Origin of the sequence: Janibacter hoylei PVAS-1 (genome assembly GCF_004025845.1) — a bacterium.
GTDB lineage: Bacteria > Actinomycetota > Actinomycetes > Actinomycetales > Dermatophilaceae > Janibacter > Janibacter hoylei.
Genome location: NZ_PIPF01000003.1, coordinates 178611 through 197606 on the forward strand (window position 1 = coordinate 178611; position 18996 = coordinate 197606).

Sequence of the window (18996 nt, forward strand, 5' to 3'; positions counted from 1 at the left end):
CCTTCGCCCGGTTCCCATGCACCGCGCACGCCTGCACGTGCGGGGTGTATGGGAATGGCGGAGGTCAGGCCTGCTGGAGCTCGACCCTGTTCCCCACCGGGTCATCGGTGTGGAAGCGCCGCACCCCCGGGATCGCCTCGTCCCAGCGCACCTCTCCCCCGGCAGCCGTCACGGCCTCCGCCAGGGCGTCGACGTCGTCGACGAGGAAGCACGGGTGGGCCTTGCGCGCCGGAGTGAAGTCGGCCTCGACGCCGCAGTGCAGCTCCCGGTCCCCCGCCTGGAACCACGCTCCACCGCGGGCCGCGAGGACCCGCGGCTTGGGGATCTCCGGCATCCCGAGGAGGTCACCGTAGAAGGCCCGCAGCGCGTCCTCGCTGCCTGCGGGACAGGCGATCTGGACGTGGTGCAGCCCGAGGACGCTCACGCCTTGCGCCCGACGGCGAAGACGCGACGGAAGGCCAGGAGGACCCCGGCGGGGGTGCGCGGGTAGGCGGCCGTCAGCTTGGCGGCGTAGGCAGCGAGGAAGGCCTCGCGCTCGCCCTCGTCCTCGAGGACCTCGAGCATCGGTCGCAGACCGGTGCCGCTGACCCAGTCGAGCACCGGGTTGTCACTGGCCCCCTCGGGGTCGAGCACGTGCGTGTAGGTCGTCTCCCACGCGTCGACGGCGAGCCCGCGAGCCGTGAGCACCTGCAGGTAGGTCGACGGGTCGCCGGCGCCGAAGCGCTTGCTCGCGGCCTCGAGCTCGCCGCTGCGCGGGTGGTCGACCGCCGTCTCGCGCATGAGCGCGTGGGTCGGCGCGTCGTAGTTGCCCGGCACCTGCAGGGCAAACCAGCCGTCCGCGGCGAGGGCGTCGACCCAGGTCTCGATGAGGGGCAGGTGGCGTGGCACCCACTGCAGCGCAGCATTGCTGACGATGACGTCGGGCGCCGCGCCCAGGCTGGCGATGTCCCAGTCGGCGAGGTCGGCCTCGACCCACTCGACGCGCCCGTCGGTGTCGAGGGCGCGCGCCGCGTCGAGCATCTCGACGCTGCTGTCCACCCCGACGACCCTGGCCTGCGGCCAGCGCTCGGCGAGCGAGAGGGTCAGCGGGCCGTTGCCGCAGCCGAGGTCGACGACGAGCCCCGGCTCCTGCGCGTCGACGCGTGCCATGAGATCCACGAAGGGTCGGGAGCGTTCGCTCGAGAACTGGCCGTAGCGGGTCGGGTCCCAGGTCACCGTCATGTGTGCGTGCCTCCTCGTTCGGGTCCGTGCAGCCTAACCAACGACCATGCATATGTCTCGATATCAAGATTCACGACCGCAGGTATTCTTGACGGATGAGCAGCCGCCACGACCCGTCCGACGACGTCGACGCCATCGTCGAGGCCTGGCGCCGCGAGCGTCCCGACCTCGACGTCGAGCCGTTGCACGTCTTCTCACGCGTCTCCCGGCTCGCCCGGCTGCTCGACCTCGACCGCACGAGCGCCTTCGCCCGGCACGAGCTCGAGGGCTGGGAGTTCGACGTGCTCTCCGCGCTGCGCCGCGCCGGCGAGCCCTACCAGCTCTCCCCCGGCCGCCTGGTCCAGGAGACCCTCGTGACCTCGGGGACGATGACCAACCGCATCGACCGCCTCGCCACCAAGGGCTGGGTCGAGCGCCTCCCGTCGCCCACCGACCGTCGGGGGGTCATCGTCCGCCTGACGCAGGGAGGCCAAGCGGCGGTCGACGCCGCGATGGCCGACCTGCTGGCCCGCGAGGGCGAGCTCCTCGACGACATGTCGGCCGACGAGCGGGCCGCGCTCACCCGCGCGCTCAAGCGGCTGCTCGCCCCCTTCGAGGCCTGACCTCAGCCGACGAGCTCGGCGCACTCCAGCCACTCGAGCTCGAGCATCTCCTTGTCCTCCGCGAGCTCGCCGAGCGTCGCGTTGAGCTCCGCCAACCGCGTGTGGTCGTGCACCGACTCGGCCATCTCGTGGTGCAGCGACTCCTCCCGCGCGGCGATCTTGGCCAGCTGCTTCTCGATCCGCGCCATCGCCTTGCGCGCCTCGCGCTGGGCAGCCGGGTCCACGGTCGGCTCCCCCGGGGACGAAGGGGGCGCCGCCGCCCCCTTCGTCGGGGTCGGCCGCGTCGGCTGGGCCGCGCGCAGCCGCAGGTACTCGTCGACGCCACCGGGCACGTGCCGCAGGCGCCCGTCGAGGATCGCGTACTGCTGGTCGGTGATGCGCTCGAGCAGGTACCGGTCGTGGGAGATGACGATGAGCGTGCCCGGCCACGAGTCGAGCAGGTCCTCCATCGCGGCGAGCATGTCGGAGTCGACGTCATTGGTCGGCTCGTCGAGCGCGATGACATTGGGCTCGTCGAGCAGCAGGAGCAGCAGCTGGAGGCGCCGCTTCTGGCCGCCGGAGAGGTCGTCGACCCGTGCTGACAGGTGCTCGCGGGCGAAGCCGAGACGCTCGAGCAGCTGGGCGGGCGTGTGGTCGCGCCCGTCGATCGTGAAGGTCGCCTTGGTCCGGGCGAGCACCTCGCGCACCCGGTCGGAGCCGATCTGCGCGAGCTGGGAGAACTGCTGGTCGAGGAAGCCCAGGCGCACCGTCTTGCCCCGCTTGACCCGACCGGTGCTCGGCGCGATGTCGCCGGAGACCAGCCCGAGGAGGGTCGACTTGCCGGCGCCGTTGGCGCCGAGGATGCCGGTGCGCTCACCCGGCGCGATCCGCCACGTGATGTCACGCAGGACGGTCCGGTCGCCGAAGGTGACGCTCGCGTCCTCGATGTCGATGACGTCCTTGCCGAGGCGGGCCACGGCCATGCGCTGCAGCTCGATCGGGTTGCGAACGGGTGGGACATCGGCGATCAGCTGGTTGGCGGCCTCGATGCGAAACTTCGGCTTCGAGGTCCGCGCGGGCGCCCCCCGGCGCAGCCAGGCGAGCTCTTTGCGCATGAGGTTCTGCCGCTTCTGCTCCGTCGCGGCGTTGATCCGGTCGCGCTCGACGCGCTGGAGGACGTAGGCGGCGTAGCCCCCTTCGAAGGGCTCGACGATCCCGTCGTGCACCTCCCAGGTCTCCGTGCACACCTCGTCGAGGAACCACCGGTCGTGGGTGATGACGACGAGACCGCCCGAGCCCTTGGGCCAGCGCCGGCCCAGGTGCTCGGCGAGCCACGAGATGCCCTCGACGTCGAGGTGGTTGGTCGGCTCGTCGAGGGCGACGAGGTCCCACTCCCCGACGAGGAGCGCCGCGAGCGCCACGCGCCGCCGCTGGCCACCTGACAACTCGCCGATGCGGGCCTCCCACGGCACGTCGGTGACGAGGCCGGCGATGACGTCGCGGACGGCCGGGTCGCCGGCCCACTCGTGGTCGGGGCGGTCGCCGACGATCGCGTGACCGACGGTCTCGTCGGGGTCGAGGTCGTCCGACTGCCCGAGCACGCCGAAGCGGACGCCACCCCGGCGGGTGATCCGCCCGGCCTGCGGCTCGATCGTGCCGGCGAGCATGCCGAGCAGGCTGGACTTGCCGTCGCCGTTGCGACCGACGAGGCCGATCCGGTCGCCCTCCTCGATGCCGAGGCTGACCGAGTCGAAGACGACGCGCGTGGGGTACTCGAGGTGGAGCCCTTCGGCCCCGAGGAGCGGTGTGGCCATCAGAGCTGACGCACGGTGGGCAGGATGTGCGCGCCCTGGACCGGGCCGGTCGCGCGCAGGACGTCGCCGGCGACGCCGCAGGCCGTGAGCGCCACGGCCAGGTCGATCGCCCCCTCGGCTCCATCAGCGAGGATCGCGACGGTCGGGCCCGAGCCGGAGACGATCGCCGCGAGCGCACCGAAGCCCATCGCCGACTCGATGACCTCGCCGATCGCGGGCTGCAGGCCGATGGCGTCGGCCTGCAGGTCGTTGTCGAGCACGGGGGCCAGCGCGGACGCGTCACCCGAGCGCAGCGCGCTCATCAAAGCAGCGCTCGGCTGCGGCTCCTCGAGCGTCGTCCCGGCCGTGCGCTCGTCGAAGGCGGCGTAGACCCGCGGGGTCGACAGCCCGCTCGCGAGCGACGGCACGAAGACCCAGTGGTACCTCCCCTTCGCCAGGACGGCCGTGACGACCTCGCCCCGCCCCGACCCGACGGCGGTGCCGCCGTGGAGGAGGAAGGGGACGTCGCTGCCGATGCCGGCCGCGATCTCCTCGAGCTCGTCCTTGGGTACGTCCGTGCCCCACAGCGCGTCGCAGGCGACGAGTGCCGCGGCCGCGTCGGCGGAGCCCCCGGCCATGCCGCCGGCGACGGGGATCTCCTTGTGGATCGTCAGGTGCACCGGCTCCTGACCACCCGTGTGGTCCGCGAGGGCGCGGGCCGCACGCAGCGCGAGGTTGGACTCGTCGGTCGGCACCCGGTCGGCGTCGCGACCGCGCACGGAGCATCCCCACTCGTCGGCAAGGGTGGCCGTGACGTCGTCGTGGATGCCGATGGCCTGGTAGACCGTCGACAGCGCGTGGTAGCCGTCCTCACGAGCCGGGCCGACGAAGAGCTCGAGGTTGACCTTGGCAGGGGCCCGCACGGTCACGCACGCGGGCAGCTCGAGCACGGAGGTCATGCCGTCACCCTAGCCATGAGTTCCTCGGTGACACGGGCGAAGTCCGCGACGCCGATCTGCTCGCCCCGGGTCCGCGGGTCGATGCCGGCTGCGCGCAAGGCCTCCTCGGCGATCTCCCCCGTCCCCGCGATGCCCTTGAGCGAGGCGCGCAGCGTCTTGCGGCGCTGGGCGAAGGCGGCGTCGACGACGGCGAAGACCTGCGAACGGGTGGCACCCGTGGGCGGGGGCTCCCGCCGCACGAGCCGCACGAGCCCGGAGTCGACGTTGGGCACCGGCCAGAAGATGCTGCGCGGCACCCTCCCGGCGAGCGCCACGTCGGCCCACCACGCGGCCTTGACGCTCGGCACGCCGTAGGTCTTGCTCCCCGGCCCCGCGGCGAGGCGCTCCGCGACCTCGAGCTGGACCATGACGAGCACCCGCTCGATCGTCGGGAAGGTCTCGAGGAAGTGCAGCACCACCGGCACCGAGATGTTGTACGGCAGGTTGGCGACGAGTGCCGTGGGTGGTGGGCCGGGCAGCTCGGTGACGGTGAGCGCGTCGGCCGGCACCACGGTCAGGTGGTCGGCGACGGCCGGCCCCTGGGCGGCGACGGTGCCCGGCAGCGCCGCTGCGAGCGTCGGGTCGACCTCGACGGCCGTGACCCGCGCGGCCTCCTCGAGGAGCGCCAGGGTCAGCGAGCCGAGACCGGGGCCGATCTCCACGACGTGGTCGTCTGCGGTGACTCCCCCGGCGCGGACAATCCGCCGCACCGTGTTGGCGTCGACGACGAAGTTCTGCCCCCACTGCTTGGTCGGGCGCACGCCGAGACCGTCGGCGAGCTCACGGACCCGAGCGGCGCCGAGGAGGGTGACGCCGCTCCCTTCGTCAGGGGCGGTGCTCGGGTCGCTGCTCATGGGTGGACTCTATTCGGCGAAGGGGGACGGCCGCGGGCCCCCACGACCGTGGTGGTCGCAGGGGCCCGTCGGGTGCGTCGAGACGTCAGGCCGCGTGGGCGCAGCCCCAGGGCTGCAGGCCGCGCTGGGCGTAGACGCGGTTGGCCACGGTGATCTGCTCCTCGCGGGTGGCGAGGTCGGCGCGGGGGGCGAAGTCGCCACCGCCGGAACCGAGCCAGGTGCGGCTGTCGAACTGCAGACCGCCGTAGTAGCCGTTACCGGTGTTGATCGACCAGTTGCCCGTCGACTCGCACTGGGCGATCCGGTCCCACATCGCGGCGCGCGAGGTGTCCAGACCGGACGAGCTGCTGCTCTTCGTCGGCTCCGACGTGGGGGTCGAGGTGCTCTTCGGCGTCGAGGAGGAGGAGGAGGAGGACGACTTCGGCGTCGAGCTCTTGGGGGTGGACGTCGGCGCGGGCTTGGGGGCCGGCTTGGCCTTGGTGCCCTCGACGACGACCTTGTGAACGGGCTGCTTGGTGATCTTGCTGCTCGTGCGCTCGGAGGAGACGACCTTGCCGTTCTTGACCGTGTCGCGGTAGGTGCTGCGGCGCTCGCCGGCGACACCCTCGCGCTCGACCTTCGTCGTGCCGACGGTGAGCGAGGCGTCCTTCTTGACGATGGTGCGGAAGGGGACCGCCTCGGTGCGCTGCGTGGACCGGGCGTCCATCTCGTCGACGCGGATCGTCATGCCGTCCTTGACGACGGTCTTCGCGCCCGGCTTGATGCGGTCGTCGGAGTCGAAGCGGACCTCTGCCTCACGCAGGGCCTCCTGGACCGTGCGGGCGGTGACGGTGGCCGTGGTGCGCTTGCCACCGACGACGAGCTTGATGTCCTTGGGCGTCGACATCTCGATGTCGAGGCCGTCGCGGCCGATCGCCTTGCTGCGCGAGGCGGACAGGACCGCGTCGCCGCTGTTGCGGATGCCGAGCTCCTTGAGGGCGTCGCCGACATTGGTCGCCGTCGTCCAGTACTCGCGCTCCTTGCCGTCCACCGTGAGGGTCAGCTTGCGCCCGTAGCGCACCACGATCGTCTGACCGTCGTCGACAGGGGTCTCGGCCGAGGGCGTGACCACGTCGTGGGCGCCGAGCTCGATGCCCTGCTTGTCGAGGACGTCGGCGACGGTGCCTCCGAAGGAGTGGACGGTCGAGGTCTCGCCGTCGACCGAGAGGGCCACGGACTTGTCCATGACGACGACTCCCGAGACCCCGAGGGCCAAGGCGCCGACGACGCCGGCCTGGGTGATGCGGCGGATCGCGGGTGAACTCACAGTGCTCCGATGGTCGAGCTTCCCGGGCACCGGCGGGATCGCGCACGACGACCCAGGGATGGCGGGCGCCGTGTCAGCGGAAGAACATCAGGGGAAACCGGCCCCGGCCAACAGCGGACTACCCTGCACCACCGGACCGCCGAAGGTCAAGTTTTGGTAACGGAGCGTGGTGAGCGCCACCCTTCGCCCCTGCCCGCCGGCCCCCTCCGGCAGCCGGTCACCAAGGGCCGTAGACCCGCTCCGAGGTCTCGGAGATCGCCGCGCACATCGTCGGCACGTCGACCCCGAGGGTGCGCGCCATGACCCGCACCGTGTGCGGTAGCAGGTACGGGGCATTGGCCCGGCCACGCTCAGGCGACGGCGTGAGATAGGGCGCGTCCGTCTCGGCGAGCACCTGCTCGATCGGGGTGTGCGCGAGCGCCTCGCGCAGCCCGGCGGCGCTCTTGAAGGTCACGGTGCCGGCGAAGGAGAGGTGGTAGCCGCGCTCGACGCACTCACGGGCCATCGCCAGGTCGCCGCTGAAGCAGTGCAGGACCGTCGTCTCCGGCGCCCCCTCCTCGGTGAGGATGCGCAGCACGTCGTCGTGGCTGTCGCGGTCGTGGATCTGCAGGGCCTTGCCGGTGCGCTTGGCGAGGTCGATGTGCCAGCGGAAGGACTCCTGCTGCACCGCGTGCCCCTCCGGGCCGGTCCGGAAGTAGTCGAGGCCGGTCTCGCCGATCGCGCGCACCCGCGGGTGGGCGGCCAGCGCCTCGATCTCGTCCCACGCGGCCTGCAGCCGACCGGCCTCTGCGAGCGCTGGGATCTCGTTGGGGTGCAACGCAACTGCGCCGAGCATCGACGGGTGCCGGTCGACCTGCTCGACGGTGAAGCGGGCGCTCTCGAGATCGCAGCCGACCTGCACGACCCGGTCCACCCCCGCCGACGCGGCACTCGCCAGGGCCGCGGCGACGTCCTGCGTGGTCCGCTCCTCTCCCCCGTCGGGGGCGATGGCGTCGGCGACGTCGCGCCGCCGGATGTCGAGGTGCGTGTGGTTGTCGACGACCGGCAGCGGCAGCGGGTCGGGCCGAGGGGCCACCCCGTCGCGGTCACCCATCACTCAGCCGCCATGGCCGCCCGCTCGGTGCCGACGACCTCCTCGGCGTCGAGCTTGACGAAGACCGGGGTGGGCTTGGCGATCGGGGTGCCGACCACGACGGGCGTCGGTTCCCACCGCGGGAAGGACGAGTAGTCCCCCGTGATGACGGGGTAGCCGGGCCCGCCGTCGAGGTCGTCGACGTCCTCGACGCGCGGCATCGGGACGAGCGCCCCGTCGCCACCGAGGACGGCGTCGACCCGGTTGGCCGCGTGCGGGACGAAGGGAGCCAGCAGCAGGTTGCAGTCGCTGACGCACTGGGTGAGCGTGTGCAGGACCGTCGCCAGCCGCTCGCGCTGGTCCTCGCCCTTGAGGCGGAAGGGCTCGGTGTCGGTGACGTACTTGTTGACGTCGCCGACCACCCGCATGACCTCGCCGAGCGCGGCCTTCTGCCGGTGCCGCTCGAGGAGGGTGCCGACCTCGGCGAAGGCCCCGGCGACCCGGGCGAGCACCGCCCGGTCGACGTCCTCGAGCTCTCCCGGCTGCGGGATCTCGCCGAAGTTCTTGGCAACCATCGACGCGGTGCGGTTGACGAGGTTGCCCCAGCCGGCGACGAGCTCGGAGTTGTTGCGCTGGACGAAGTCCGGCCAGGTGAAGTCGGCGTCCTGGTTTTCCGGACCGGCCGCGCAGATGAAGTAGCGAAGCGGGTCCGGGCCGTAGGTCTCGAGGACGTGCCGCACGCCGATGACGTGGCCACGGCTGGAGGAGAACTGCCGGCTCTCCATCGTGAGGAACTCGCTGGAGACAACCTCCGTCGGGAGGTTGAGCTCACCGAAGGGGCCGGGCTCGCCTCCCTTCGCACCCTTGCCGGAGTAGGCGAGCAGCTCCGCCGGCCAGATCTGGCTGTGGAAGGTGATGTTGTCCTTGCCCATGAAGTAGTAGGACAGCGCCTCCGGGTCGTTCCACCACTCGCGCCAGCGCTCGGGGTGGCCCTGACGTCGGGCCCACTCGATGGAGGCGGAGAGGTAGCCGATGACGGCGTCGAACCACACGTAGAAGCGCTTCGTGGGGTACTTCGTCGCCAGCTCACCCGGCAGCGGGATGCCCCAGTCGATGTCGCGGGTCATGGCGCGTGGCCGGATGTCGTCGAGGATGTTGAGGCTGAAGCGGATGACATTGGGCCGCCACGTGCCGGTCGCCTCGCGACCCTCGAGGTACTCGCGCAGCGCATCGGCGAGCGCGGGCAGGTCGAGGAAGAAGTGCTCGGTCTCGCCGAACTGCGGGGTCGACCCGTCGATCTTGCTCCGCGGGTCCTTGAGGTCGCTCGGCTCGAGCTGGTTGCCGCAGTTGTCGCACTGGTCACCGCGAGCGTCCTCGTAGCCGCAGATCGGGCAGGTGCCCTCGATGTAGCGGTCGGGCAGCGTCCGGCCGGTCCGCGGGTCGAGCGCGACCTGCTGGGTCTGCTCGATGAAGTAGCCGTTCGCCTGGCACTGCTCGAAGAGGTCCTGGACGACCTGGTAGTGGTTGCGGGCCGTCGTGCGCGTGTAGAGGTCGTAGGAGCAGCCGAGGTCGCCGAGCTCGTGGGCGATCGTCGCGTGGTGGGTGTCGACGAGCTCGCGGGCGGTCGTGCCCTGCTTGTCGGCGAGCACGAGGATCGGCGTGCCGTGCTCGTCGGAGCCGCTCACCATGAGCACGTCGTGCCCCGCCATGCGCATGTACCGGCTGAAGACGTCCGAGGGGACCCCGAATCCGGCGACGTGGCCGAGGTGGCGGGGACCGTTGGCGTAGGGCCAGGCGACGGCGGAGAGAACCTTCATGCCCCTCATCCTAGGTTCCCGGGGATAGCCTGCCGGGACCGCGTGCGGGGCCGCCGCACCGATGATGAAGGGAGCCGCACCCGTGATCGCCGCCCTCACCGGGATGGGTCTGAGCGCCGCTGCCGGGCTCAACGCCTACATCCCCTTCCTCGTCGTCGCCCTGCTGGCCCGGTTCACCGACGTCGTCGTCCTGCCGACCGGCTTCGAGTGGATGGAGTCGTGGTGGGCCATCGGCATCGGGGCCGTCCTGCTGCTCACCGAGGTCACTCTCGACAAGGTGCCCGCCGTGGACAGCGTCAACGACGCCGTGCAGACCTTCATCCGCCCGAGCATGGGCGGGCTCATGGGCGCGGCGACCGCCGGTGCGAGCACTCTCGACGAGTCGACGTGGATGCAGGACAACGCCTGGGTGGGCGTCCTGCTCGGCGTGGTCATCTCGGGTCTCGTCCACGCCGGCAAGACCGCGGCCCGCCCGGTGGTCAACGTGGGGACGGCCGGCTTCGGCGCGCCGGTGGTCTCGACCGCCGAGGACGGGGCCTCGATCGGCATCGCCCTCGTCGCGGTCTTCGTGCCGGTGCTCGTGGTCCTCGTGCTCATCGCCCTGACCGCGATGCTCGTCTGGGTCTTCACCGCCTGGCGGCGCCTGCGACGCCGACGGCAGGCGCGCCCGGCCACCTGACCCGCACGCCCGACCCCTCCGGGGGCGGGTGACGGCCGGGTGGGTCAGACGGGCAGGAAGGCCTCGATGATCCGTCGTCCGACGCCACGGACGAAGGGCTCGCGCTCGCCCTCCGGGCGGGTGAGGGCCGCCGTGAGCACGCCCTCCATCGCCGCGATGACCGCCTGGGCGGAGGTCTCGACGTCACGGACCTCGGCCAGGGTGAGGATCTGCCGCACGATGCCGTCGACACGGTCGCGGGCCGGGGCCATGGCGGCCGCGATCTCCGGCTGGCGCGAGGCCTCCTGGGTCAGCTCCGCCTTGGCCATCCAGGCCTCCGGCTCGCGCAGCCACGACGCGAAGAGGTCGAGCGCGCGGTCGATGAGCGTCGCGTCATCCTCGCCGGCCTGCTGCTGCCGGCTCAGCTCCTCGACGCTGTCGATGAGACCCGCCGCGATGTACTCGGTGAGGGCGGTGACCAGGGCCATCCGGGTCCGCAGGTAGCCCGAGGTGCTCCCCTGCGGCAGACCGGCCTCCGCGTCGACCGCCCGGTGGGTCAGGCCACGCATGCCGCCAGCCGCGACGACCCGGGTGGCCGACTCGAGGATCAGCTGCATGCGGGGCGAGAGCTCGGTCGTGGCAGTGGCGCTCATCCGACTCACGGTACCCGCTCGTCGGGCGACCCCGGACGCGTCCGCCCACCTCCGAGGTGGACTTGACGAGACCTTTCTACGGGTGTAGTTTTTCCAGTGTCTTCAACAGACGTAGAAAGGAATTCGATCATCATGAGCATCGCCACCGTCGCCTCCTTCGTCACCGCCGCCCTCGTCCTCGCGGGCATCGCCCTGACCTTCCTCCTCGTCACCGTCGGCGTCGCCGCCTTCCAGTTCTTCTCGGCCAACCGCCCGGTCCGCGTCGCCCGCCACCAGAGCATCCCGACGTACTACCGCCAGCTGGCCTTCAGCTGATCCGGAGGGGGACCAGCGCCGCTCCCCCCTTCGCCCCCGGCCGGGGTCCACGCCGGCGACGACGCCACGGACCCCGCCTACGCTGAGGCCATGACCTCAGCCCCCGAGCCACTGCCGCCCCGGACGGCGGTCACCGAGACGCTCCTCGTCCTCGGGGTCTCGCTCGGGGCGTCGGCCCTGTGGTCGGCGCTCTCCCTCGCCCGCAAGCTGACCGCCGACGAGGACCTGTCGGGGCAGGTCACCTCGATGAACCAGTCCGTCACCCCCGCCCAGCCGTGGCTGGACCTCACGCACCAGCTCGTCGGCATCGGCCTGGCCCTCGTGCCCGTCGCCCTGGCGCTGCACCTGCTGGCCCGCCAGCACGCAGCCCCCCACCACCTCATCGGCCTCGACCTGCGCGCACCCGGTCGCGACCTCGCGCAGGGGCTGGGCCTCGCCGCGGTCATCGGCATCCCCGGGCTGGGCCTCTACCTGGCCGCCCGCGCCCTGGACCTCAACACGACGGTCGCCGCCTCGGACCTCTCAGCGGCGTGGTGGACCGTCCCCGTGCTCGTGCTGGCCGCCGGGCAGAATGCGCTGCTCGAAGAAGTCGTCATGCTCGGCTACCTCTTCACCCGCTGGCGCGAGGCCGCCTGGTCACCGGTGGCCGTCGTCGTGACGAGCGCACTCGTCCGCGGCAGCTACCACCTCTACCAGGGCTTCGGCGGCTTCGTCGGCAATGTCGCGATGGGTCTGCTGCTCGGCGCGGTCTACCTCAAGGTGCGCCGCGTCGCGCCGATGTTCATCGCGCACTGGCTCATCGACATCGTCGCCTTCGTCGGCTACGCCCTCCTGGCGAGCCGGCTGACCTGGCTCGGCTGAGACCGACTCAGAAGTCGTCCGAGGAGAGGTCCTCCATGACCTTCGCGCCCTTGGGCTTGGCGAAGTCCTCCCGGCTGCGATTCCACTTCGAGTACTCGAGGACGGACTGGCGCTCGCCCTCCCCGTAGCTCAGCCTGATCGGCGCTGGCTCCCCCGGCGCCGTCGAGACCCACAGGATACGCTCCTGCGCGTCGCCCTTCGCCTTGCGGATGGCGACGCGGTAGGTCTCCTCACCGTCGAGCGTCTCGAAGCTCGCCGGGCTCTTCTTCGCGTCGAAGGGGGTGACGGACTCCCCGTAGAAGGTGGCCCGCAGCAGGGTCTGCGGCCGGTACGCGTCGAGCGGCGAGTCGTCGAAGGGCACCTTGACCCAGGCGCCGGTGTTCTTGCGCATGGGGCTGTCATCGGGCGCCTCGAAGACCTCGAGCCACTCCTTGTTGACCCGCACGTAGTGGTCGATGCCGACGATGATCGTCTCCATCGTGCCGCCGCCGGGCACCGACAACGTCGCGCGGGAGATGCCGGCCTTCTTCGACGTGGACAGCAGCCCACCGGTCGAGCCCTCGGAGCGCAAGGTGATCGTCAGGTCGCGGTCGGCGTCGTAGACCGTGCCCGAGATCGTGACGTTGTTGGTCGAGGCCATGTACTCGCGCGACGAGGTGAGCACCGAGCTGCCGCTCGGCGGGTTCTTCGTCGACCCGGTCGCGGTCGTGGAGCTGGACGACGTCGGCGCGGTCGTCGTCGTGGTCGTGAGGGGTGGGGCCGCCGAGGTCGACGACGACTCCGTGTCGTCCCCGCCCAGCGGGCCGCACGCCGTCACGGACACGGCCACGGCGCCGGCCAGCACGAGGCTGGCGCGGCGCCGTGGTGCGCGAGGTCGTCGCGTCATCGTCAGATCAGGCTCACAGTGCGCCCCGCGCCGCCTGGCGCAGGTCGGCGTTAAGCGTGCTGATGACGTCGAGCGGGATTTCCTTGGGGCACGCCGCAGCGCACTCACCGATGTTGGTGCAGCCACCGAAGCCCTCGAGGTCGTGCGTCTCGAGCATCTTGACGACGCGACCGCCACGCTCGGGCTGACCCTGCGGCAGCTCACCCAGGTGGGTGACCTTGGCGCCGAGGAAGAGCATGCCCGAGGCGTTGGGGCAGGCCGCGACGCAGGCGCCGCAGCCGATGCACTTGGCGGAGTCGAAGGCCCGGTCGGCCTTCTCCTTCGGCACCGGCACCGAGTGCGCCTCGGGCGCGGCGCCGGTGTTGACCGAGATGTACCCACCGGACTGGATGATCCGGTCGAAGGCGCTGCGGTCGACGACGAGGTCACGGATCACCGGGAAGGCGTTGGCCCGCCACGGCTCGATCGTGATGGTCTCGCCGCTGCGGAAGGAGCGCATGTGCAGCTGACAGGTGGTCGTCCGCTCGGGGCCGTGGGCCTCTCCGGAGATCATCAGGCCGCACATGCCGCAGATGCCCTCGCGGCAGTCGCTGTCGAAGGCAATCGGCTCGGTGCCCTGGGCGATGAGCTGCTCGTTGAGGACGTCGAGCATCTCGAGGAAGGACATGTCCGGGGAGATGTCCTTGACCTCGTAGGTGACGAGTTCGCCCTTCGCCGTGGGTCCGGCCTGGCGCCAGATCTTGAGGGTCAGTTCCATGCTCACTTGTAGCTCCGCTGCTTCAGCTCGATGAACTTGTAGTTCAGGTCTTCCTTGTGCAGGACGGGCGCGCCGTCGCCGCCGAACTCCCATGCCGCGACATAGGCGAACTCGTCGTCGTGACGCAACGCCTCACCGTCCTCGGTCTGCGACTCCGCGCGGAAGTGACCGCCGCAGGACTCGCGCCGGTGCAGCGCGTCGATGCACATGAGCTCACCGAGCTCGAGGAAGTCGGCGACGCGGCCGGCCTTCTCGAGGCTCTGGTTGAGGGTGTCGGCCTCGCCGAGGACCCGGACATTGGTCCAGAACTCCTGCTTGAGGTCGCGGATGAGGCCGATGGCCTTGCGCAGGCCCTCGTCCGTGCGCTCCATGCCGCAGTACTCCCACATGATGTTGCCGAGCTCGCGGTGGAAGGAGTCGACGCTGCGCTCACCGTTGATCGAGAGGAACTTCTCGATCCGCTCGGTCACCGAGGCCTTGGCCTCGACGACTGCCGGGTGGTCCTCGTCGATCTTCTCGAAGGGCCCCTTGGCGAGGTACGAGCGGATGGTGTTGGGCAGGACGAAGTACCCGTCGGCCAGGCACTGCATGAGCGACGAGGCACCCAGGCGGTTGGCTCCGTGGTCGGAGAAGTTCGCCTCGCCGACCGCGTAGAGGCCGGGGATCGAGGTCTGCAGGTCGTAGTCGACCCAGAGCCCACCCATCGTGTAGTGCACGGCCGGGTAGATGCGCATCGGGACCTTGTAGGGGTCCTCGCCGGTGATCCGGGCGTACATGTCGAAGAGGTTGCCGTACTTCTCCTTGACGGCCGCCTCACCCAGTCGCTCGATGGCCGCGGCGAAGTCGAGGTAGACGCCCCGACGCATCTGGCGCTTGTTGCCATCGGCGTCGACCTCGTCGACGAGCGGGCCGACGCCGCGGCCCTCGTCGCACATGTTCTTCGCCTGGCGGGAGGCGATGTCACGGGGCACGAGGTTGCCGAAGGCGGGGTAGATCCGCTCCAGGTAGTAGTCGCGGTCCTCCTCGGGGATCTCCCGCGGGTCCTTGTCGCAGTCCTCGGCGCGCTTGGGCACCCAGATGCGACCGTCATTGCGCAGCGACTCCGACATCAGGGTCAGCTTCGACTGGTGGTCGCCCGAGACGGGGATGCACGTGGGGTGGATCTGCGTGTAGCAGGGGTTGCCGAAGTAGGCGCCCTTGCGGTGCGCACGCCACGCCGCGGTGACGTTGCAGCCCATGGCATTGGTCGAGAGGAAGAAGACGTTGCCGTAGCCACCCGAGGCGAGCACGACGACGTCGGCGAGGTGGGTCTCGATCTCACCGGTCACCATGTCGCGGGCGATGATGCCCCGCGCGACGCCGTCGACGAGGACGACCTCGAGCATCTCGTGGCGGCTGTACTCGGTGACGGTGCCCTTGGCGACCTGGCGCTCCATGGCCTGGTAGGCGCCGATGAGCAGCTGCTGACCGGTCTGGCCGGCCGCGTAGAAGGTCCGGGCGACCTGGACGCCGCCGAAGGAGCGGTTGTCGAGCAGACCGCCGTACTCGCGGGCGAAGGGGACACCCTGCGCGACGCACTGGTCGATGATGTTGGCGCTCACCTCGGAGAGGCGGTAGACGTTGGTCTCGCGGCTGCGGTAGTCGCCGCCCTTGACCGTGTCGTAGAAGAGGCGGTAGGTCGAGTCGCCGTCGTCGTTGTAGTTCTTCGCGGCGTTGATGCCACCTTGGGCAGCGATCGAGTGGGCCCGTCGCGCGCTGTCCTGGTAGAAGAAGCTCTTGACGTTGTAGCCCGCCTCGCCCATGGTCGCGGCGGCCGAGGCTCCGGCGAGGCCGGTGCCGACGATGATGACGTCGAGCTTGCGGCGATTGGCGGGGTTGACGAGCGCGTTGTCGAACTTGTGCTGCGTCCACATCTGGTCGATCGGGACGTCGGGCGCCTTCGTGTCCGCGATGGGCGCGCCCTCGGTGAAGAACTCGCTGAGAGTGTCAGTCATGTGTGGGTGCTCCTGCTCAGAGGCTGTCGATGAAGATGTAGACCGGCGGGATGAGGAACCCGACGACGATGACGGCCGCGAGGACCGCACCGATGGCGCGTGCGCGAGCGCGGGCGACCGCGGTGCGGTTCAGGCCCATCGTCTGCGACGCGCTGTAGACGCCGTGGTAGAGGTGCATCCCGAGGGCCACCATCGCCAGCACGTAGATGAGCAGGACCCACCACATGGCGAAGGCCGCGCTGATCATCACGTAGGGCGACTCCTTGATCGCCTCGGACGAGGCCGACCCGTAGAGGTTCGGCTTGACGATCGTGAACTGGATGAGGTGGAAGATGACGAAGGCGAAGAGGGCCAGCCCGCCCCAGCGCATCGTGCGCGAGGCGAGGGTGGACCCCAGGTTCTTCTTCACCTGGTACTTCACCGGACGCGCGGCGTTGTTGCGCGCGATGAGCGTCAGGGCGGCGTAGACGTGGGCCACGAGCGCGAGGATCAGGACGATGCGCACAATCCACAGCAGACCCCCGTACGGGAGCATCGGCTCCCCGAAGGTGCGCAGGTGGTGCGCGTAGGTGTCGAAGGCATCCTGGCCGGCGAGGGCCTTGAGGTTGCCGTACATGTGCAGGAGCACATACAGGATGAAGATGACGCCGGAGCCAGCCATGAGCATTTTCAGCCCGATGGAGGACGACGCCACCCCCTTCTTCTTCGCGGGGAGGGTCGTAGTAGCCACGGGGTCAAGGTACCGCTTTGTGAGCGGGCACACGTCACCGGTCCGCCCCGCCACGGTGTGACATTGGCCCGGTTACCGTGACGTAATAGACAACACAGATGTCGCAAAAATCGCCGGAATCCCGGAGAAGGATGATCACCTTTGGAGCCCACGCCGCCGCACACCCTCGTCTCCGCGACCACCCCGCGCGGCGAGATCGCCCTGCGCGAGCGCGAGACCGGCGACGGTGTCGTGCACGAGCTGGTCGTCGCCGGCGTCTTCGCCATGGACAGCGTCGACACCTCGACGGAGGTCGCGATGGCCCAGGAGTCGCTGGCCCGCACCTCGTCACCCGACCGCGTGCTCGTCGGCGGCCTCGGCCTGGGCTTCACCACCTGGCAGGTGCTCAAGGACAAGCGGGTGCGGCAGGTCGACGTCGTCGAGCTCGAGCCCGACCTCGTCGAGTGGGCCCGTCTCGGGCTGGCCCCCACGCTCGGTCTCGTCGCGCGGCACCCTCGGGTGCGGGTCCACGCCGGCGACATCGCACCGGTGCTGCGGGGCGCGGCCACTCCCTTCGGCCCCTGGGACCTCGTCCTGCTCGACGTCGACAACGGCCCGAGCTTCCTCGTCCACGACGCCAACGCGCGCATCTACTCCCCCGATGCCCTCCGCTCCGCCGTCGACCAGCTCGCCCCCGGCGGCACCCTCGCCATCTGGGCTGCCCAGCGCGAGCCCGACCTCCTCACGACCCTGCAGCCCCTGGGCGCCACCGAGGAGATCCTCCTCGAGGTCGAGCGCGAAGGGCGCACACTCACCTACGCCCTCTACCTCACCCGCCCCTGACCTGACCCCGGCTGGCCGGGTTGGGGACGGAGCGCGGGAAGGAGGCTTCGCTGGGCCGAAATCCTGCGTGCTCGCGTGGTCCGGTTGTCGTGCTCGACTTCGGCTTGATTCGCTCAGCCCCCTCCCCGCACCCCGTCCCCGTCAGCCGGTAGCGGCCACGGCAGGGCCGGACGGGAGGTGGGGTCCGGCGCGAATCAAGGAAAAGTCCGGACTCCCTGCTCCAGGCGACGTCCTCGAGGAGTGGTCCGGACTTTTCCCCAGCGCCGGGCCCGATCTCCCGGCCGGAACCCAGCTCAGCGAGGGTCGTCCGGGCTCAGCCGGCAGCAGCCGCCCTGGCAGCGGCCGGCAGGGCCGCGCGGATGGTCTCCAGGGCGTCCTCGTCGATGGCGTCGGAGACGAACCACACCTCGAAGGCGCTCGGGGGCAGGTGCACGCCGGCTTCGAGCATCGCGTGGAAGAAGCGCCCGTAGGCTGCGGTGTCCTGGGCCTGTGCGTCGGCGAAGGAGGTCACCGCGCCGTCGCGGAAGAAGATCGAGAACATCGATCCGGCCCACTGCACGGTGTGGGCGACGCCCTCGGCCGTGAGGGCGGCGGAGGCGGCGTCGGCGATGGCGCGGGCAGTGCCCTCGAGGCGCGGGTACAGCTCCTCCGTGCAGCCTCGCAGGGTGGCCAGCCCGGCGGCGGTCGCCACGGGGTTCCCGGAGAGCGTGCCTGCCTGGTACACCGGCCCGTCGGGCGCGAGGTGCGCCATGAGGTCGGCCCGGCCGCCGAAGGCCGCAGCCGGGAAGCCGCCGCCCATGACTTTGCCGAAGGTGAAGAGGTCCGGGGCCCCGCCCTCGTAACCGCCCGGGTGAGCACCGGCAGGCCCGGTCTCGTGGCCGTACCAACCGGAGCGGCTGGCGCGGAAGCCGGTCATCACCTCGTCGCTGATGAGCAGCGCACCGTGCGCCGCGGTGATCGACCGCAGCCCCTGGGTGAAGCCGGGCGCGGGCGGGACGACGCCCATGTTGCCGGGCGATGCCTCGGTGATGACCGCAGCGATCTCGCTGCCACGGGCGGCGAAGAGCTCCTCGACCGCGGCGAGGTCGTTGTAGGGCAGCACGATCGTCTCGCCGGCCGCGGACGCCGGGACACCGGCGGAGTCGGGCAGCGCGAAGGTCGCGACGCCGGAGCCGGCCTGGGCCAGCAGCGCGTCGACGTGGCCGTGGTAGCAGCCGGCGAACTTCACGACGACCGAGCGTCCGGTCGCCCCGCGCGCCAGGCGAAGGGCGGACATCGTCGCCTCGGTGCCGGAGGAGACGAGGCGGACCTGCTCGACCGGCTCGACGCGAGCGACGATCTCCTCGGCGAGGGCCACCTCGTTTTCGCTGGGGGTGCCGAAGGAGAAGCCGTGTGCCGCGGCGGACCGGACGGCCTCGAGCACCTCGGGGTGGGCGTGACCGAGGATCATCGGGCCCCACGAGCAGACGAGGTCGACGTAGCGGTTGCCGTCGACGTCGGTGAGCCAGGCGCCCTCGGCGCTGGCGATGAAGCGCGGGACGCCGCCCACACCACGGAAGGCCCGCACCGGCGAGTTGACCCCACCGGGGATCACCTCGCGAGCGCGGTCGAAGAGGGCCTGCGATCCGGTGGTGGAGAGCGTCATGGGCCCAGTCTCCCAAACCGCCTGCCCCGCTCC

Annotated in this window: 19 protein-coding genes; 5 read left to right on the top strand and 14 right to left on the bottom strand. The window is 70.9% G+C overall.

Features of this window, described 5'->3' with window-relative positions:
- Nucleotides 1-64 precede the first annotated feature (64 nt).
- Both CWN80_RS04245 and CWN80_RS04250 read right to left on the bottom strand, forming a co-directional pair.
- A complete protein-coding gene (locus CWN80_RS04245) occupies nucleotides 65-424 on the bottom strand; it encodes a VOC family protein (protein WP_128276932.1) in 360 nt (119 codons plus the stop codon).
- The gene (locus tag CWN80_RS04250; protein ID WP_007924009.1) at nucleotides 421-1221 is read right to left on the bottom strand and encodes a methyltransferase domain-containing protein; all 801 of its coding nucleotides are present in this window, start codon (nucleotides 1219-1221) and stop codon (nucleotides 421-423) included. Before CWN80_RS04250 ends, CWN80_RS04245 begins: the two co-directional genes overlap by 4 nt.
- 95 nt (nucleotides 1222-1316) lie before the next feature.
- Here CWN80_RS04250 and CWN80_RS04255 point away from each other — a divergent pair, with 95 nt between their 5' ends.
- The gene (locus CWN80_RS04255; RefSeq protein WP_007924016.1) at nucleotides 1317-1823 is read left to right on the top strand and encodes a MarR family winged helix-turn-helix transcriptional regulator; all 507 of its coding nucleotides are present in this window, start codon (nucleotides 1317-1319) and stop codon (nucleotides 1821-1823) included.
- A gap of 2 nt (nucleotides 1824-1825) precedes the next feature.
- Here CWN80_RS04255 and CWN80_RS04260 read toward each other — a convergent pair whose 3' ends face one another.
- The 6 genes from CWN80_RS04260 to metG all read right to left on the bottom strand — a co-directional run bounded on the left by CWN80_RS04260 (nucleotide 1826) and on the right by metG (nucleotide 9642).
- Complete coding sequence (locus tag CWN80_RS04260; protein ID WP_007924017.1) at nucleotides 1826-3616, bottom strand: ABC-F family ATP-binding cassette domain-containing protein; 1791 nt, start codon at nucleotides 3614-3616, stop codon at nucleotides 1826-1828.
- The gene (locus CWN80_RS04265; RefSeq protein ID WP_007924018.1) at nucleotides 3616-4554 is read right to left on the bottom strand and encodes a 4-(cytidine 5'-diphospho)-2-C-methyl-D-erythritol kinase; all 939 of its coding nucleotides are present in this window, start codon (nucleotides 4552-4554) and stop codon (nucleotides 3616-3618) included. Before CWN80_RS04265 ends, CWN80_RS04260 begins: the two co-directional genes overlap by 1 nt.
- On the bottom strand, nucleotides 4551-5447 hold the full coding sequence (rsmA, locus tag CWN80_RS04270) for a 16S rRNA (adenine(1518)-N(6)/adenine(1519)-N(6))-dimethyltransferase RsmA (RefSeq protein ID WP_007924019.1): 897 nt from the start codon (nucleotides 5445-5447) through the stop codon (nucleotides 4551-4553). Before rsmA ends, CWN80_RS04265 begins: the two co-directional genes overlap by 4 nt.
- Nucleotides 5448-5532: 85 nt before the next feature.
- Nucleotides 5533-6753: a resuscitation-promoting factor gene (locus tag CWN80_RS15935; protein ID WP_272948428.1), complete on the bottom strand. Its 1221-nt coding sequence runs from the start codon at nucleotides 6751-6753 to the stop codon at nucleotides 5533-5535.
- A 217-nt stretch (nucleotides 6754-6970) separates the two neighbouring features.
- Complete coding sequence (locus CWN80_RS04280; protein WP_007924028.1) at nucleotides 6971-7846, bottom strand: TatD family hydrolase; 876 nt, start codon at nucleotides 7844-7846, stop codon at nucleotides 6971-6973.
- Nucleotides 7846-9642: a methionine--tRNA ligase gene (gene metG, locus CWN80_RS04285; RefSeq protein WP_007924032.1), complete on the bottom strand. Its 1797-nt coding sequence runs from the start codon at nucleotides 9640-9642 to the stop codon at nucleotides 7846-7848. Before metG ends, CWN80_RS04280 begins: the two co-directional genes overlap by 1 nt.
- 82 nt (nucleotides 9643-9724) lie before the next feature.
- Between metG and CWN80_RS04290 the strand changes: the two genes are divergently transcribed.
- Nucleotides 9725-10321: a DUF4126 domain-containing protein gene (locus tag CWN80_RS04290; protein ID WP_007924038.1), complete on the top strand. Its 597-nt coding sequence runs from the start codon at nucleotides 9725-9727 to the stop codon at nucleotides 10319-10321.
- Between the two features lie 44 nt (nucleotides 10322-10365).
- On the opposite strand, the gene CWN80_RS04295 is transcribed toward CWN80_RS04290, so the two are convergent.
- Complete coding sequence (locus CWN80_RS04295) at nucleotides 10366-10953, bottom strand: TetR/AcrR family transcriptional regulator (RefSeq protein WP_007924040.1); 588 nt, start codon at nucleotides 10951-10953, stop codon at nucleotides 10366-10368.
- Between the two features lie 132 nt (nucleotides 10954-11085).
- On the opposite strand from CWN80_RS04295, the gene CWN80_RS04300 reads away from it, so the two are divergent.
- Both CWN80_RS04300 and CWN80_RS04305 read left to right on the top strand, forming a co-directional pair.
- Nucleotides 11086-11268, top strand: coding sequence for a hypothetical protein (locus CWN80_RS04300; RefSeq protein WP_007924042.1), 183 nt, complete (start codon nucleotides 11086-11088; stop codon nucleotides 11266-11268).
- Nucleotides 11269-11358: 90 nt separating this feature from the next.
- Nucleotides 11359-12129, top strand: a complete 771-nt coding sequence (locus CWN80_RS04305) for a CPBP family intramembrane glutamic endopeptidase (RefSeq protein ID WP_007924044.1) — start codon at nucleotides 11359-11361, stop codon at nucleotides 12127-12129.
- 7 nt (nucleotides 12130-12136) lie between these two features.
- Here the strand turns inward: CWN80_RS04305 and CWN80_RS04310 are convergent, their stop codons facing one another.
- From CWN80_RS04310 to CWN80_RS04325, 4 genes are read right to left on the bottom strand one after another with little or no spacing between them, the layout of a single operon-like run.
- Nucleotides 12137-13015 (bottom strand): hypothetical protein, encoded by an 879-nt coding sequence (locus CWN80_RS04310; RefSeq protein WP_128276933.1) that lies wholly within the window; start codon nucleotides 13013-13015, stop codon nucleotides 12137-12139.
- Between the two features lie 13 nt (nucleotides 13016-13028).
- The gene (locus tag CWN80_RS04315; RefSeq protein WP_007924048.1) at nucleotides 13029-13772 is read right to left on the bottom strand and encodes a succinate dehydrogenase/fumarate reductase iron-sulfur subunit; all 744 of its coding nucleotides are present in this window, start codon (nucleotides 13770-13772) and stop codon (nucleotides 13029-13031) included.
- Nucleotides 13773-13774: 2 nt separating this feature from the next.
- Nucleotides 13775-15766, bottom strand: a complete 1992-nt coding sequence (locus tag CWN80_RS04320) for a fumarate reductase/succinate dehydrogenase flavoprotein subunit (RefSeq protein WP_128276934.1) — start codon at nucleotides 15764-15766, stop codon at nucleotides 13775-13777.
- Nucleotides 15767-15782: 16 nt separating this feature from the next.
- Entirely contained in the window at nucleotides 15783-16496 is a 714-nt protein-coding gene (locus CWN80_RS04325) for a succinate dehydrogenase cytochrome b subunit (protein ID WP_040880449.1), read from the bottom strand.
- A gap of 141 nt (nucleotides 16497-16637) precedes the next feature.
- Between CWN80_RS04325 and CWN80_RS04330 the strand changes: the two genes are divergently transcribed.
- Nucleotides 16638-17318, top strand: a complete 681-nt coding sequence (locus tag CWN80_RS04330; RefSeq protein ID WP_007924053.1) for a spermidine synthase family protein — start codon at nucleotides 16638-16640, stop codon at nucleotides 17316-17318.
- A 313-nt stretch (nucleotides 17319-17631) separates the two neighbouring features.
- Here the strand turns inward: CWN80_RS04330 and hemL are convergent, their stop codons facing one another.
- Nucleotides 17632-18963, bottom strand: coding sequence for a glutamate-1-semialdehyde 2,1-aminomutase (gene hemL, locus CWN80_RS04335; RefSeq protein WP_007924056.1), 1332 nt, complete (start codon nucleotides 18961-18963; stop codon nucleotides 17632-17634).
- Nucleotides 18964-18996: the final 33 nt, after the last annotated feature.

Excerpts from the sequence above, each read along its gene's own strand:
- CWN80_RS04250 (WP_007924009.1), bottom strand. The coding sequence starts at position 1,221 with ATGACGGTGACCTGGGACCCGACCCGCTACGGCCAGTTCTCGAGCGAA.
- CWN80_RS04315 (WP_007924048.1), bottom strand. The coding sequence starts at position 13,772 with ATGGAACTGACCCTCAAGATCTGGCGCCAGGCCGGACCCACGGCGAAG.
- CWN80_RS04280 (WP_007924028.1), bottom strand. The coding sequence starts at position 7,846 with ATGGGTGACCGCGACGGGGTGGCCCCTCGGCCCGACCCGCTGCCGCTG.
- CWN80_RS04295 (WP_007924040.1), bottom strand. The coding sequence starts at position 10,953 with ATGAGCGCCACTGCCACGACCGAGCTCTCGCCCCGCATGCAGCTGATC.
- CWN80_RS04300 (WP_007924042.1), top strand. The coding sequence starts at position 11,086 with ATGAGCATCGCCACCGTCGCCTCCTTCGTCACCGCCGCCCTCGTCCTC.
- CWN80_RS04310 (WP_128276933.1), bottom strand. The coding sequence starts at position 13,015 with ATGACGCGACGACCTCGCGCACCACGGCGCCGCGCCAGCCTCGTGCTG.
- CWN80_RS04305 (WP_007924044.1), top strand. The coding sequence starts at position 11,359 with ATGACCTCAGCCCCCGAGCCACTGCCGCCCCGGACGGCGGTCACCGAG.
- CWN80_RS04265 (WP_007924018.1), bottom strand. The coding sequence starts at position 4,554 with ATGACCTCCGTGCTCGAGCTGCCCGCGTGCGTGACCGTGCGGGCCCCT.
- metG (WP_007924032.1), bottom strand. The coding sequence starts at position 9,642 with ATGAAGGTTCTCTCCGCCGTCGCCTGGCCCTACGCCAACGGTCCCCGC.
- CWN80_RS04255 (WP_007924016.1), top strand. The coding sequence starts at position 1,317 with ATGAGCAGCCGCCACGACCCGTCCGACGACGTCGACGCCATCGTCGAG.
- CWN80_RS04260 (WP_007924017.1), bottom strand. The coding sequence starts at position 3,616 with ATGGCCACACCGCTCCTCGGGGCCGAAGGGCTCCACCTCGAGTACCCC.
- hemL (WP_007924056.1), bottom strand. The coding sequence starts at position 18,963 with ATGACGCTCTCCACCACCGGATCGCAGGCCCTCTTCGACCGCGCTCGC.
- rsmA (WP_007924019.1), bottom strand. The coding sequence starts at position 5,447 with ATGAGCAGCGACCCGAGCACCGCCCCTGACGAAGGGAGCGGCGTCACC.
- CWN80_RS04320 (WP_128276934.1), bottom strand. The coding sequence starts at position 15,766 with ATGACTGACACTCTCAGCGAGTTCTTCACCGAGGGCGCGCCCATCGCG.